This is a genomic window from Pseudomonas sp. PSB11, from assembly GCF_014596605.1.
GTDB classification, from domain to species: domain Bacteria; phylum Pseudomonadota; class Gammaproteobacteria; order Pseudomonadales; family Pseudomonadaceae; genus Aquipseudomonas; species Aquipseudomonas umsongensis.
Map to the genome: position 1 here is coordinate 19,466 of NZ_NOIO01000012.1, position 12,541 is coordinate 32,006.

At 58.4% G+C, this 12,541-nt stretch carries 13 protein-coding genes and 1 pseudogene; 2 read left to right on the forward strand and 12 right to left on the reverse strand.

Going from position 1 to position 12,541, the window contains the following annotated elements; all coding sequences use genetic code 11:
- Positions 1–65 precede the first annotated feature (65 nt).
- The 12 genes and pseudogenes from CGA21_RS15635 to ubiE all read right to left on the reverse strand — a co-directional run bounded on the left by CGA21_RS15635 (position 66) and on the right by ubiE (position 11,437).
- Positions 66–3,137 carry a fibronectin type III domain-containing protein gene (locus tag CGA21_RS15635; RefSeq protein ID WP_188264548.1) on the reverse strand — a complete coding sequence of 1,024 codons (3,072 nt, stop codon included), beginning with the start codon at positions 3,135–3,137 and terminating at the stop codon, positions 66–68.
- Between the two features lie 172 nt (positions 3,138–3,309).
- Complete coding sequence (locus CGA21_RS30410; protein WP_411157074.1) at positions 3,310–4,173, reverse strand: methyl-accepting chemotaxis protein; 864 nt, start codon at positions 4,171–4,173, stop codon at positions 3,310–3,312.
- Positions 4,165–5,226: pseudogene (locus CGA21_RS30415) on the reverse strand (methyl-accepting chemotaxis protein); the annotation flags it as partial. The pseudogene CGA21_RS30415 and the gene CGA21_RS30410, both read right to left, overlap by 9 nt.
- Before the next feature lie 180 nt (positions 5,227–5,406).
- Complete coding sequence (locus tag CGA21_RS15645) at positions 5,407–6,114, reverse strand: 16S rRNA (uracil(1498)-N(3))-methyltransferase (protein WP_110754754.1); 708 nt, start codon at positions 6,112–6,114, stop codon at positions 5,407–5,409.
- Positions 6,111–6,905 carry a twin-arginine translocase subunit TatC gene (tatC, locus tag CGA21_RS15650; protein ID WP_008058092.1) on the reverse strand — a complete coding sequence of 265 codons (795 nt, stop codon included), beginning with the start codon at positions 6,903–6,905 and terminating at the stop codon, positions 6,111–6,113. The genes CGA21_RS15645 and tatC overlap by 4 nt, the downstream gene beginning before the upstream one ends.
- The gene (gene tatB, locus CGA21_RS15655) at positions 6,902–7,327 is read right to left on the reverse strand and encodes a Sec-independent protein translocase protein TatB (protein WP_110754752.1); all 426 of its coding nucleotides are present in this window, start codon (positions 7,325–7,327) and stop codon (positions 6,902–6,904) included. The genes tatC and tatB overlap by 4 nt, the downstream gene beginning before the upstream one ends.
- A 10-nt stretch (positions 7,328–7,337) precedes the next feature.
- Positions 7,338–7,610, reverse strand: a complete 273-nt coding sequence (locus CGA21_RS15660; protein WP_110754750.1) for a twin-arginine translocase TatA/TatE family subunit — start codon at positions 7,608–7,610, stop codon at positions 7,338–7,340.
- 25 nt (positions 7,611–7,635) lie between these two features.
- A complete protein-coding gene (locus CGA21_RS15665) occupies positions 7,636–7,968 on the reverse strand; it encodes a phosphoribosyl-ATP diphosphatase (RefSeq protein WP_007899279.1) in 333 nt (110 codons plus the stop codon).
- Positions 7,961–8,362 carry a phosphoribosyl-AMP cyclohydrolase gene (gene hisI / locus CGA21_RS15670; RefSeq protein ID WP_033045332.1) on the reverse strand — a complete coding sequence of 134 codons (402 nt, stop codon included), beginning with the start codon at positions 8,360–8,362 and terminating at the stop codon, positions 7,961–7,963. Before hisI ends, CGA21_RS15665 begins: the two co-directional genes overlap by 8 nt.
- Positions 8,363–8,442: 80 nt before the next feature.
- Positions 8,443–10,047, reverse strand: a complete 1,605-nt coding sequence (gene ubiB, locus CGA21_RS15675) for a ubiquinone biosynthesis regulatory protein kinase UbiB (protein ID WP_020801015.1) — start codon at positions 10,045–10,047, stop codon at positions 8,443–8,445.
- The gene (locus CGA21_RS15680; RefSeq protein ID WP_110754747.1) at positions 10,044–10,667 is read right to left on the reverse strand and encodes an SCP2 domain-containing protein; all 624 of its coding nucleotides are present in this window, start codon (positions 10,665–10,667) and stop codon (positions 10,044–10,046) included. Before CGA21_RS15680 ends, ubiB begins: the two co-directional genes overlap by 4 nt.
- On the reverse strand, positions 10,667–11,437 hold the full coding sequence (ubiE, locus tag CGA21_RS15685; protein ID WP_033045331.1) for a bifunctional demethylmenaquinone methyltransferase/2-methoxy-6-polyprenyl-1,4-benzoquinol methylase UbiE: 771 nt from the start codon (positions 11,435–11,437) through the stop codon (positions 10,667–10,669). Before ubiE ends, CGA21_RS15680 begins: the two co-directional genes overlap by 1 nt.
- Before the next feature lie 155 nt (positions 11,438–11,592).
- Here ubiE and CGA21_RS15690 point away from each other — a divergent pair, with 155 nt between their 5' ends.
- Together CGA21_RS15690 and CGA21_RS15695 are read left to right on the forward strand one after the other, a co-directional pair.
- On the forward strand, positions 11,593–11,868 hold the full coding sequence (locus CGA21_RS15690; RefSeq protein ID WP_110754745.1) for a polyhydroxyalkanoic acid system family protein: 276 nt from the start codon (positions 11,593–11,595) through the stop codon (positions 11,866–11,868).
- Between the two features lie 248 nt (positions 11,869–12,116).
- A complete protein-coding gene (locus tag CGA21_RS15695) occupies positions 12,117–12,539 on the forward strand; it encodes a phasin family protein (protein ID WP_110754743.1) in 423 nt (140 codons plus the stop codon).
- Positions 12,540–12,541 lie beyond the last annotated feature (2 nt).

Below are 12,541 nucleotides of genomic sequence, written 5' to 3' on the forward strand. Positions count from 1 at the left end.
CCCACAGAATCTACAACTGGACGAAGACTCTGTGGGCGCAGGAGCTTGCTGTCGGTAATTCCAGATCAGCCACTAATCTGGACAGCATCCGAATACCTTCCATTGCGGTTCGCTCGCACCTCGAACAAGTGCGTTACACCGGGCGTCAAATTAAGGAACAGGTAGTAGGTATCGGGAAGATCTCCGAGGATGTTTCGATCTCGTGAAAGCTGATAACCGGTGACGCCGCTACTATCAACGGGAGGTTCCCATTTGAGAAGTCCGACAATGTCGCTGGACCGTTCGAACGTCAGATTGGTCGGGCCATTGCCCGCAAGCGTGGTGAGTGGTAGCGGATCGGAATAGGTACCGTTTCCGGCGGCATCCATCGCGCGCACCTTGAATACATAGGGTGTATTTTTGCTCAAGCCGGTGACAACGATGCGGGTGCCGTTCGCAGTGTCGATCCTATTGTTGCCACGGAAGATCTCATAGCCGGTAACCCCGACGTTATCACTGGATGCATTCCACTCCAGAGTGGCAGAGGTGTCGGTGATAGTGGTGGCTCTCAAGTTAGTGGGTTTGGAGGGCGCTGTCGTGTCTGGTTTGGTGGTGGTGACTGGCAGCGGATCGGAGTCGGTACCGTTGCCGGCGGCATCCATCGCCCGCACCTTGAAAACATAGGGTGTACCTGGGCTCAAGCCGTTGACAACGAAGCGGGTGCCGTTCGCAGTGTCGATCCTATTGTTACCACGGAAGATCTCATAGCCGGTAACCCCAACGTTATCACTGGATGCAGTCCACTCCAGGGTGGCGGAGTTATTGGTGATGCTGGTGGCTCGCAGATTGCCGGGTTTGCTGGGTGGCTGATCGTCTTTGGATACCAGCACGTCCGAGTAGGTACCGTTTCCGGCAGCATCCATTGCGCGCACCTGGAACCGAGAGGGTTGGGTCACGTCGATAGGGAAAAGAAGCGTACCTTCGGTTATGTCGAGTAGATTTCCGTTTCGATAAACCTCATAGCCGATGACCTTGACGTTATCAGTTGACGGGCGCCAGAGGAGAGCGCTTTTGCCTGCATGAGTTATGATTTCGAGGTTGGTTGGCTTGGAAGGTGCAGTCTTGTCTAGTGTAGTGACCGGCAACGGGTCGGATTCGGCAAAGTTTCCGCCGGCATCCAGCGCACGCACCTTGTAAATATAGTGGGTAGCTTCGGCAAGACCATGATCGGTGTAACGGGTGTCGACAATAAGCGGGTTGATCGGTGTGCCGTTGCGGTAGATCCGATAGCCGATAACCGCGACATTATCACTGGATGGATACCACTCCAGGCTGACGGAGTTGACGGTGATTGTGGGAGCGCGAAGGTTGGTGGGTTTGCTGGGGGGGATTTTGTCTACTGGCACTGTCAGCGAGGTGGAGTCGGCGAAGTTTCCGGCGGCATCCAGCGCTCGGACTTTGTACGACTGGTTGGTGACAACCTCGATTAGGGTAGACGTTTGTTGGGTTATTTCTCCGAACGGCGAGCCGTCGCGGTAAACCTGATAGCCGATGACTGCCACGTTGTCAGTCGAAGCGGTCCATTGAAGGCGGGCAAGATTGGCCTCGCCAAAAAAAACGAAGTGGAGATCGGTCGGTGGAGTGGGTTTTATGGTGTCTGGTATCCCTACAGTGATTTCAGCTGCAGCACCTTTGCCGGAGTTGAAAACTGCTACTACCTGGAGCCGGTAAGGTACCCCAGCCTTTAATCCTTTGAACGTATACTCCATGACGTTTTCCCAGTGAACGAGTTCATCATTCAGGAAGAATGCGTAATGATTAACTGTTTCGTTGTCTTGAGGAGGGCCCCACCTCAAACGAATTGAGTCGGTTGTTATATTGCTCGCTGTCAGACCCGTGGGGGGGGTTAGACTGGCCTTATTCGCTCTCGTTCGCGTGGCGTTGATGCATCGATCAACTACGCCTGTTCCAGCGAAGAAATCAACGTTGATCATATTCCCTTTGCTGGGCTGCCGATAGCGGTCAGAACCCACACTGTTAAAGAAAGAATCCCAATGTAAAGCGCTGGGCCCAAAGCGTATAGGTCCCAATAAATCGTAGCCAGCGGCGAATATCGACCATAGCCGATCCTGCGGCGGCTCGGCCATGGTGCGAATTATATGGTTATAAAGATCCCTGTCGCTATTCAAGTCTTCGCCGGTCCAGGTCTGATGAACGGGTGGCCAGCAAAGGGAATCTGAATAGTTCCAGGCAATAATGACGTTTCTGCCAGGGAATCGGCTGCGGATTTGACCAATTGTCAGGTCTTTTGCCGTTGGGGGAATGCAGCGCCTACCGAGTACCAAGTTTATAATGAAGGCGGCGTGTGACTCTCTACCGTCTAATTGTACGTCGTGGAAGCCGAGTATCACGATTTCCCCTGGGTTTTGTTCTGCGAACTCTAAAACTCCATGAATACAATCGTTCAGATAGCGATTGGCGTGATAGTTTGAGTGTTCAAATCTGAATTCTCTATGGGTGTCCATCTCCTGGCTTTGGCGATATAAGCGCAGGTCAAGAGCTCGAACACCGTTACGCAGTTGATAGGTAAAAGAGTCATCCTGGCAGGCAGCCCACTGATCAGCCGGCCACCCAGCGCCTACTTGGTCGACGCCAGCATTATGGGCTTGGAGTAATATCAGGTCATGTATTTTCAAGTGTTCAAGGTTTGAGCCAATGTCTGTCATCCAACGACTGTAATTGGTCAGGATTATAGGGTGTTGAAACATTAGGCTGTAGCGAACGCTGTTGAGAGATTGTTTCTCCAGTGTGCCATCGCTACTCACCATCAGGATTATTGTAATGGTAGTGTTGTCGGCCAGCTTCGAGAGCTCGTCTAGTGGTAGTTCGCAGGAGAACGCCTGTGCGTCAGGCGAGGTGCTCACTGGTACAGCCTCTGCCAGCTCAATAATGCAAGGGCGTCCGTTGGCGTAGATGCATTCGCAATGCATCCATAGTTTTGATTGGCTATTAATTCCAACCCAGGGTGCAACGCTGACTATTGGGGGGCTTATCAAGTTATTGAAGTTCAAAGTTCCATCTACTGTGTCGGTCACAGTAGGTGGGAGCAAAAAAGAGCGAGATGTTTGAACTTCTAGAGTTTGCGCTGGGAGAGACATGGTGGGTTCCTGTCGGGGGAGCAACAGGATTGATTAATGCACAGGTCAAACCCCATTGACCACTAGCAGAACTGTTAGGGGAATAGTACTTAAATAAAGATTAAACTGTACTGATTTTTCGATTGTAGGCAGAGCCTCGGTTTCAAATAAACCGAGGCATCCGTATCACCGTTTAAACTCTGAATCTGCCTACCAACATCTGCAGATGAGTCCCCAACCGCGCCAGCTCAACACTGGAGGCGGCGGTCTCTTCACTGGCAGCCGAGGTCTGTTCCGAAACATCGCGTACGTTCAGCACGCTACGGTTGATTTCTTCGGCCACGGCGCTTTGCTCTTCAGCGGCAGCGGCGATTTGTTGGTTCATTGCCTGAATGGCTGAGACGGTGCGGGTGATGTTGGCCAGCGAGCCGCCGGCGCGGCGAGTCAGCTCTACGCTGCTGTCGGTCAGGTTGCGGCTATTGTCCATGATGTTGGCGACTTGCTGAGTGCCGCTTTGCAGGCCAACGATCAGCTCTTCGATTTCCTCAGTGGACTTCTGGGTGCGCTGGGCGAGGCTGCGTACTTCATCGGCGACCACCGCAAAACCACGTCCGGCCTCACCGGCACGGGCGGCTTCAATAGCCGCGTTGAGCGCCAGCAGGTTGGTTTGCTGGGCGACGGACTTGATCACGTCGAGCACGCTGCCGATCTTGTCGCTTTCGCGCTTGAGCTCGCCCATGGCTTCGGTGGAATGACCCACTTGCGTGGCCAGGCGCTCGATCTGGGCGATGGCCTCACCGACTACCTTGTCACCTTCGCGGGCCTGTTGGTCGGCGGCTACGGCGGCCTCCGAGGCTTCCTCGGCGTTGCGTGCGACTTCCTGCACCGTTGCGGTCATCTCGTTCATGGCGGTCGCCACCTGATCGGTCTCGACCTTCTGGCTGTTGACCCCGGCGCTGGTCTGTTCGGTGACGGCCGACAGTTCCTCGGCGGCGCTGGCGATCTGCGTGACGCCGTCGCTGATGCCGCCGATCAATTCGCGCAGGCCTTGGGTCATGCTCTGAATGGCGCGCTGCAGTTGGCCCAGTTCATCTTGGCGACGGGACACCAGGTTGTGGGTCAGGTCACCGGCAGCGATGCGTTCGGCCGCCTTGAGGGTCTGGTTCAGCGGAATCACGATCTGCCGGGTGATGGCCCAGGCGGCAAACAGGCCAATGACCAGGGCCAGGAGGGTGGCCAGCAACAGCATGTTCTTGGCGTGCGCTACGTCGGTATCGCGCACCAGGGTTTGCGAGGCGGTGAGCTTCTTGCTGACGTCGAGCAGAATCTCGCCTTGGGCAGCCATATGTTTGAATGCATCGGCGCTGGCGGTCTGGGAATCGTGGTATTGGATGACCGCGGCGCGGTAGGCCCTGAGCGAGTCTGTTGCTTGCTGCAAGTTAGCGATGTGTTGTTCTGGCAGCTTCGACGGCAGGCTTTGCAGATGTTTCAGCGCGTTGTCGATGGCGTCCAGCGCTGGCTGTTCTGCCTCAGCCTTTCCGCTGTAGGTGTAACCACGCACCTGAAAGCGCGCTTGCTGGATCAATTTGCTCAAGTCGATCACGCTATTGAACTGCGCCACGCTGTCGCCTTGCAGTAGGGATTGTTCGACTTCGGCGACTTTGGCCACGGCATTGTCGGCGGTGGCGCCCAATTTGCTGCGAGCATCTTCGCGACTGGCGCTGATCTGGGTCATGGATGCGAAGGCTTGCTTGTACAGGCTGACGGCGGCCAATTGCTGGTCGACCATGGCTACGTCGCCGGGTTGCTCGATCATCCGGCGAGCCGCTTGCAGGCTGGTGTCGAGCTTGCCCAGCAAATCATTGACGGCGCCGGGGCCTTGTTCGCCACGGCGCATTTCGTAATCCAGGCGGGCGATGCGCAGGTCTTTGGTCATCCCGTTGATATCGGAAATGAACCCCAGCGTATCACCGCGACGGGTGACGTCGCTCAGGCCGGTCCAGCCCGTGAAGGTGATCAGCATCGTCAGCAGCAGCACAAGACCGAAGCCGACGCCCAGCTTGCGGTTTACGCTTACGTTCCCCAGTTTATCGGCTAGCGATTGGTACATGCTGCAACTCTCCCGAAGCAAACATTGGTTTCATGGGAGGTATATCGGCAGGCGGAGGGAATCCTGTAGGAGCGAGCATGCTCGCGAAGGTCGTGAACGATGACGCTGGCTGCCTGATACCCTACGGCGCTCTGATGTCCATCGCGAGCATGCTCGCTCCTGCAGGGTGGCGGTGTTGGGTTAGAAGAGCCGGGCGAGCAGCGCGGTAACGGCAGTTTCCACGCGCAGGATGCGCTCGCCCAACTGCACCGGTTGCAGGCCGGACTTGCCCAGCAAGTCGATTTCGTAGGGAATCCAGCCACCTTCCGGGCCGATGGCCAGGGTCACGGGCTCGGTGAGGGCGCGGGGGCAGGGCGGGTATTGGCCTGGATGACCAACCAGGCCGAGAGTGCCCTCGGTAATGGCAGGCAGGCGATCTTCGACGAACGGCTTGAAGCGTTTCTCGATCACGACTTGCGGCAGCACGCTGTCCCTGGCCTGTTCGAGTCCCAGGATCAATTGCTCGCGAATGGCCTCGGGCTCCAGGAACGGTGTCTGCCAGAAACTCTTCTCGACGCGATAGCTGTTCACCAGCACGACCCGTGGCACTCCCATGGCCGCGACGGTCTGGAACACCCTGCGCAGCATCTTGGGCCGCGGCAGGGCCAGGACCAGGGTCAACGGCAGCTTGGCGGGTGGGGACTGGTCGAGGGTGACGCGCAGTTCCGCCTCGTTGGCGTCCAGGCGCAACACCTCGGCCGAGCCCATCAAGCCGCCGATGCGGCCGACCCGCATGCTGTCACCCACTTCACAGCGGTGGACTTCCTGCATGTGGGTCAACCGCCGATCACGCAGGACCACCCGGTCGGCCGCAATGAAGTCGGCCTCTTCAAGGAGCAACAGGTTCACGGTTGGGTCGCTGGCGGCTGGTCGTTGTTATCGTCGGCAGGCTGGTCGTCCGGATGCTCGCCACGCTTGCTGATCAGGCTGCCAAACAGGATGCCGATCTCGAACAGCAGCCACATCGGTACCGCCAGCAGGGTCTGCGAGAAAATGTCCGGCGGGGTAAGGATCATGCCGACCACGAAGCAGCCGATGATCACGTACGGGCGGATCTTCTTCAGGTACTTGACGTCGACCACGCCGATCCACACCAGCAGCACCACGGCCACCGGGATTTCGAACGCCACGCCGAAGGCGAAGAACAGCGTCATGACGAAATCGAGGTAGCTGGTGATGTCCGTCATCATTTCCACGCCGGCCGGGGTGGCGGCGGCGAAGAATTTGAAAATCAGCGGGAACACCAGGAAATAGGCGAACGCCATGCCGGCGTAGAACAGCACGATGCTCGAACACAGCAAGGGCACGGCGATGCGTTTCTCATGCTTGTACAGGCCCGGTGCGATGAAGCCCCAGATCTGGTGCAGGATCACCGGAATCGCCAGGAACAGCGACACCATCATGGTCAGCTTCAGTGGCGTCAGGAACGGCGACGACACATCCGTGGCAATCATCGTCGCACCGGCTGGCAGGTAGGCCCGCAGCGGTGTCGAGACGAAGGTGTAGATTTGCTGGGTAAAGGCGAACAGCCCGGCAAAGATGATGAAGATCGCCGCTACGCAGCGTAGCAGACGGGTACGCAACTCGGTGAGGTGCGAAACCAGCGGCATGTGCTGGTCGTTTTCAGGAAGATCGCTCATGGGGCTCGCGGCGGCAATGTTGGGTCTTGAGGGGCCGGCGCAACGGGCGCCGCCGCAGGTGCAACGGGTTCGACCGGCATTGTTGCGACAGGTACAGCTTCGACTGGCGCAGATTCAACGACAGGCGCATGGATCGTCGACGACGCTGCAGGCTCGACAGGTGTCGGTTGCTGCTGGGTCGGCGAGAAGATCTTGCGGGCCTCCTGCTCAAGCGACAGGATGTGCTCGTTGTGCAGTTGCCGACGAATCTCGTCGGCACCGATCTCACGTTCAACTTCCTGTTTGATTGCATTGAAGCTGCGCTTGAGGCGCCCGACCCACAGGCCGGCGGTACGCGCAGCGCCCGGCAGGCGCTCGGGGCCCAGCACCAGCAGGGCGACGAGGCCGACGAGCAGCAGTTCAGAGAAGCTGATACCAAACATTAGTCAGTGCTCACGAGTCTTTGCGGATCGGCTCTTCGACTTTCTGCGCCTGCACGTCGATGGTGTGCGGCTGGTTCACAGAGGCCTGTGGCTGGACCGGTGGCACCGGTTGAGCCGGAGTCGCTGTCGGATCGGCCGGCTTTTCGTCGTCGTTCATGGCCTTGCGAAAGCCCTTGATCGACTCGCCAACGTCGGTGCCGAGGTTTTTCAGTTTCTTGGTGCCGAATACCAGTACCACGACAACCAGGATGACGATCCAGTGTTTCCAGTCAAAAATGCCCATGCTGCTGCTCCTCTCTAATAGTTATTCAGGCGGACGGGCGCGAGGCTTTCTCGGCGTGTCCGGACAGACCGAAGCGACGGTCCAGTTCATCGAGTACAGCCTGGGGATGCTGCCCCAATTGGGCGAGCATGACCATGCTGTGGAACCATAAATCGGCGGTTTCGTAGATCACATCGCTGCAGTCGCCGCTGATGGCGGCGTCCTTGGCGGCAATGATGGTCTCGACTGACTCTTCGCCGACTTTTTCCAGAATCTTGTTCAAGCCCTTGTGGTACAGGCTGGCGACGTACGAGCTGTCGGCGGCGGCGCCTTTGCGCTCTTCCAGCACCTGGGCCAGACGGGTCAACGTGTCACTCATGTTTGTGTCCTGCGCAATAGATGGCGTGCGGATCTTTCAGGACCGGGTCGACAGTCGTCCAGTCACCGTTCTCGAAAACACGGTAGAAGCAGCTCTGGCGCCCGGTATGACAGGCAATGTCGCCAATCTGCTCGACCATCAGGATGATCACGTCGGCGTCGCAGTCCAGCCGCATCTCATGCAGGGTCTGCACATGACCGGACTCTTCGCCCTTGCGCCACAGCTTGCCGCGCGAGCGCGACCAGTAGATGGCGCGGTTCTCGGCAGCCGTCAGTTCCAGTGCTTCGCGGTTCATCCAGGCCATCATCAGGACGCGCCCGGTCTTGTGGTCCTGGGCAATCGCCGGCACCAGGCCGTCGGCGTCCCATTTGATCTCGTCCAGCCAGTTTTTCATCTTCGACTCCGACAGCAAGCCCGTCACATCATTAGTCGGGCTCAACGTTGAAACAGTGTGCCAGTGCGCAGCACAACTGGCTATCGGCGAACGACCAGATACAAGCCGACCGCCATCATGATGCCCGCTGGCCAATAGGCCAGATCGTTCAATGGCCCGCCTGCGGCGAGGATCGCGCCACCGGCCAGATGGGCCGTACCGAGCAGGCGCAGGAACCAGTCGTCGCGGCGTCGATGCCAGGGTGGCGGCGGATCGTTGGCATGGGGCTGGGACAGGCGTTCGAGCAGGTCACGGGTCATATTGGCCAGGTGCGGAATCTGTTCGATCTGGGATTGCACGTTGCCAAACAAGGCTTTGGGGCTGACGCGGTCACGCATCCAGCGCTCGAGGAAGGGTTGCGCGGTGTTCCACAGGTCGAGGTCCGGGTACAGCTGACGGCCCAATCCTTCGATGTTCAACAGGGTTTTTTGCAGCAGGACAAGTTGCGGCTGCACTTCCATGTTGAAGCGACGAGCTGTCTGGAACAGGCGCATCAGCACTTGGCCGAAGGAAATATCTTTTAACGGTTTTTCGAAGATCGGTTCGCAGACCGTCCGGATCGCCGCTTCGAATTCGTTGAGTTTGGTTTCCGCCGGCACCCAGCCCGAATCGATGTGCAGCTGTGCCACTCGCCGGTAATCGCGCTTGAAGAACGCGAACAGGTTGCGCGCCAGGTAATCCTGGTCCTGGGGGGTAAGGCTGCCGACAATACCGCAGTCGATCGCGATGTATTGCGGGCTCCACGGCTGCACCGTGCTGACGAAGATGTTGCCGGGGTGCATGTCGGCATGGAAGAAGCTGTCGCGAAACACTTGGGTGAAGAAGATCTCCACACCGCGTTCGGCGAGCATTTTCATGTCGGTGCGTTGGTCCGCCAGGGTCGCGAGGTCGGTCACCTGGATGCCGTAGATGCGCTCCATCACCAGCACTTTCGGCCGGCACCAGTCCCAATAGACTTGTGGTACGTACAGCAGCGGCGAACCCTCGAAGTTTCGCTTGAGCTGGCTGGCGTTGGCCGCTTCGCGCAGCAGGTCGAGCTCGTCGTAGATGGTTTTTTCGTAGTCCTGGACTACATCCACCGGGTGCAGCAGGCGCGCATCGGCCGAGAGTTTTTCGGCGGCGCGGGCGAGGATGAACAACCACGCCAGATCTTGCGCGATCACTGGTTTGAGGCCCGGCCGGATCACCTTGACCACGACTTCCTCGCCGGTTTTCAACTGCGCAGCGTGCACCTGGGCCACCGACGCCGAGGCCAGTGGTTCGACGTCGAAGCGGCTGAACACTTCGCTGATTTTCTTGCCCAGCTGCTCTTCGATCAGATTGACCGACACTTGCGAGTCGAACGGCGGCACGCGGTCCTGCAGCATCATCAGCTCATCGGCGATGTCTTCGGGCAGTAGGTCGCGGCGGGTGGACAGGATCTGCCCGAACTTGATGAAAATCGGCCCCAGGTCCTGCAACGCCAGGCGCAATCGTGCGCCACGACTCAAGTCCAGCGTCTTGCGCGGGAACCAGCGCCACGGCAAGGCGTAACGCAGCACCAGGAGAAACCAGGGCAGCGGGAGGGCGAACAGCAGGTCATCGAGGCGGTAGCGGATCACGACGCGCTGGATGCGCAACAAACGGCGGACGGCAAGCAGCTTCATGCGTTATCGCTTGGGTCGAGGGATCGGGAAAGGCGCTCGAAACGCGCCTCGAGACGTTCCAGATCGAGTTTGATCTGGTCCAGTTCACTGAATCGGGCTTCGGCTTCGCGCTGCCCGACGAGGGTGCGTGATTCTTCGGCCAGGTATTCGCCCAGGTTCTGGCCGAGGCTGGCGAACCCTTGCTGGTACCAGCGGGCGCGGCTGCGCAGGTGACCGCCGACCAGTTGCGTGGCGACAGGGCCGAGCCAGCGCGAGAGTTCGTACTCCCAATCCAGCTCGAGGTCCTGGAGGATCGCCGCCAGTTCCAGCAATACACCGCTGTCGCCGTCGAGCTCGACTTCGGGTGCATGCAGCACCGCCGTCTTGTCCTTGCTCATCGCCAGCTTTAGCAGGCTCGAGGCCGGTGCGCGCAAGGTGCAATCGGCACCGGTTTCCCAATGGGAGGCGAGCATCAGGCCCTCATCGCTGGGCAGGATGAACACTTGCAACGCCGGGCTGCGGCAGTCGACGGCAATCACTTTGCCGGCCAAATGTGCCAGCCGTGGCAGTGCCGTGCTGTCGAGGCGAAGCACCCGGTTCAGACCGAGCTCAACGCTGGCGAGCAGGCCGGCGAGCAGCATCAGGGCTTGATGCCACGGTGCAGGGCGACGATGCCTGCGGTCATGTTGTGATAGGTCACGCGGTCGAAGCCGGCCTCGACCATCATCGACTTCAGGGTTTCCTGGTTCGGGTGCATGCGGATCGATTCGGCCAGGTAGCGATAGCTTTCCGAGTCGTTGGTGATCAGCTTGCCCATCAGCGGCATGAAGGCGAACGAGTAGGCGTCGTAGGCCTTGGACATCAGCGCGTTGGTCGGCTTGGAGAATTCCAGCACCAGCAGGCGACCGCCAGGCTTGAGCACGCGCAGCATCGAACGCAGTGCGTCTTCCTTGTGCGTGACGTTGCGCAGGCCGAAGGCGATGGTCACGCAGTCGAAGTGGTTGTCCGGGAACGGCAGTTTTTCCGCATCGGCCTGGACGAATTCGACGTTGCCGGCCACGCCCAGATCCAGCAGGCGGTCACGACCGACCTTGAGCATGGATTCGTTGATGTCGGCCAGCACCACCTGGCCAGTCGGGCCAACGAGGTGCGAGAACTTGCGGGTCAGGTCACCCGTGCCGCCGGCGATGTCCAGCACCCGGTTACCGGTGCGCACGCCCGACAACTCGATCGCGAAACGCTTCCACAGGCGGTGCATGCCGCCCGACAGGAGGTCGTTCATCAGGTCGTACTTGGCGGCTACGGAGTGGAAAACCTCAGCGACTTTTTCCGCTTTCTGGCTTTCCGGAACGTTTTTGAAGCCGAAGTGTGTGGTGGGTTCGGCATCGTTGCCTTTGCGCTGATCAGTCATATCGCTGTCACCAAAAGAGAATGCGCGACATTCTAATCCCCAAGGCATGCTTTGTCTTGGCAAGGCTGAAGGTAAGATGGGCAACCATCGGGACGTTTTGACGCAGCAGAGGTCAAGATGCCTCAGGAACGCATCCATAAAGCAGGAGTCATTTGATGGCCCATATCAGTGTTGAACGTGCCCATGGCCTGGGTAAGGAAGCGGCTCGCGAGAAGGCCGACAAGCTGGCGCAGAAACTCTCCGATCAGTATGGCCTGGAACCGCAGTGGTCTGGCGATACCTTGAACCTCAAGCGCTCCGGTGTGAAAGGCGCGGTGCACGTCAGTGACGACTCGATCAGGGTCGAAGTGGAGTTGGGCCTGATGATGTCGGCCATGAGCGGCATGATCAAAGCGGAAATCGAAAAGGCGCTGGATAAAGCGTTGGTCTGACCCGGTTCTTATTGTGAAATGCGGTCGGTGTGGGAGCGGGCTTGCTCGCGAATGCGTCGTGTCAGTCAATATCACAGTCAACTGAACGAACGCATTCGCGAGCAAGCCCGCTCCCACATTTGTTTGTGATGTGTTCAAAGGTTCATGTCAGTTGTTAGGGTGCCGTTTCTAATTTTTCTCCCTACTTTGTGCCGGAGCCCGACACTTATCCGGGCAGTTCCTCAAACCTTCTGCGCGTGAGGTGCACCATGGCCAAAGTTATTTTGAAGAAAAAAATCGACGCATCGACGACCGCTCTGCATGACGTCAAATCGTATGCCCGCAAGATCTGGCTGGCAGGCCTGGGTGCCTACACCAAGGTCGGCCAAGAGGGTAGCGAGTACTTTCAAGAGCTGATCAAGGCTGGGCAAGCAGTTGAAACCAAAGGCAAAAAAGCAGTTGCCCAGAAGCTTGAAGCTGCCAACGCCGAGATCGATGAAGCCAAGAGTGAAGTGAGTACTTTCAAAGGCAAGGTCGAAGTTCAGCTCGACAAAGTCGAGAGAGCGTTCGACACGCGTGTCGCAAGTACCTTGAATCGCATCGGCATTCCGTCTAAACATGACGTTGAGACACTCTCTGCCAAGCTCGATGAGCTGACGGCACTGCTCGAACGCGTCGCGCGTAAATCTTAAGG

What these genes read in the sequence shown, in the direction of transcription:
- CGA21_RS15635 (WP_188264548.1), bottom strand. Translation starts at nt 3,137, where the DNA reads ATGTCTCTCCCAGCGCAAACTCTAGAAGTTCAAACATCTCGCTCTTTT.
- CGA21_RS30410 (WP_411157074.1), bottom strand. Translation starts at nt 4,173, where the DNA reads ATGACCCAAGGCCTGCGCGAATTGATCGGCGGCATCAGCGACGGCGTC.
- tatC (WP_008058092.1), bottom strand. Translation starts at nt 6,905, where the DNA reads ATGAGCGATCTTCCTGAAAACGACCAGCACATGCCGCTGGTTTCGCAC.
- tatB (WP_110754752.1), bottom strand. Translation starts at nt 7,327, where the DNA reads ATGTTTGGTATCAGCTTCTCTGAACTGCTGCTCGTCGGCCTCGTCGCC.
- CGA21_RS15660 (WP_110754750.1), bottom strand. Translation starts at nt 7,610, where the DNA reads ATGGGCATTTTTGACTGGAAACACTGGATCGTCATCCTGGTTGTCGTG.
- CGA21_RS15665 (WP_007899279.1), bottom strand. Translation starts at nt 7,968, where the DNA reads ATGAGTGACACGTTGACCCGTCTGGCCCAGGTGCTGGAAGAGCGCAAA.
- hisI (WP_033045332.1), bottom strand. Translation starts at nt 8,362, where the DNA reads ATGAAAAACTGGCTGGACGAGATCAAATGGGACGCCGACGGCCTGGTG.
- ubiB (WP_020801015.1), bottom strand. Translation starts at nt 10,047, where the DNA reads ATGAAGCTGCTTGCCGTCCGCCGTTTGTTGCGCATCCAGCGCGTCGTG.
- CGA21_RS15680 (WP_110754747.1), bottom strand. Translation starts at nt 10,667, where the DNA reads ATGCTGCTCGCCGGCCTGCTCGCCAGCGTTGAGCTCGGTCTGAACCGG.
- ubiE (WP_033045331.1), bottom strand. Translation starts at nt 11,437, where the DNA reads ATGACTGATCAGCGCAAAGGCAACGATGCCGAACCCACCACACACTTC.
- CGA21_RS15690 (WP_110754745.1), top strand. Translation starts at nt 11,593, where the DNA reads ATGGCCCATATCAGTGTTGAACGTGCCCATGGCCTGGGTAAGGAAGCG.
- CGA21_RS15695 (WP_110754743.1), top strand. Translation starts at nt 12,117, where the DNA reads ATGGCCAAAGTTATTTTGAAGAAAAAAATCGACGCATCGACGACCGCT.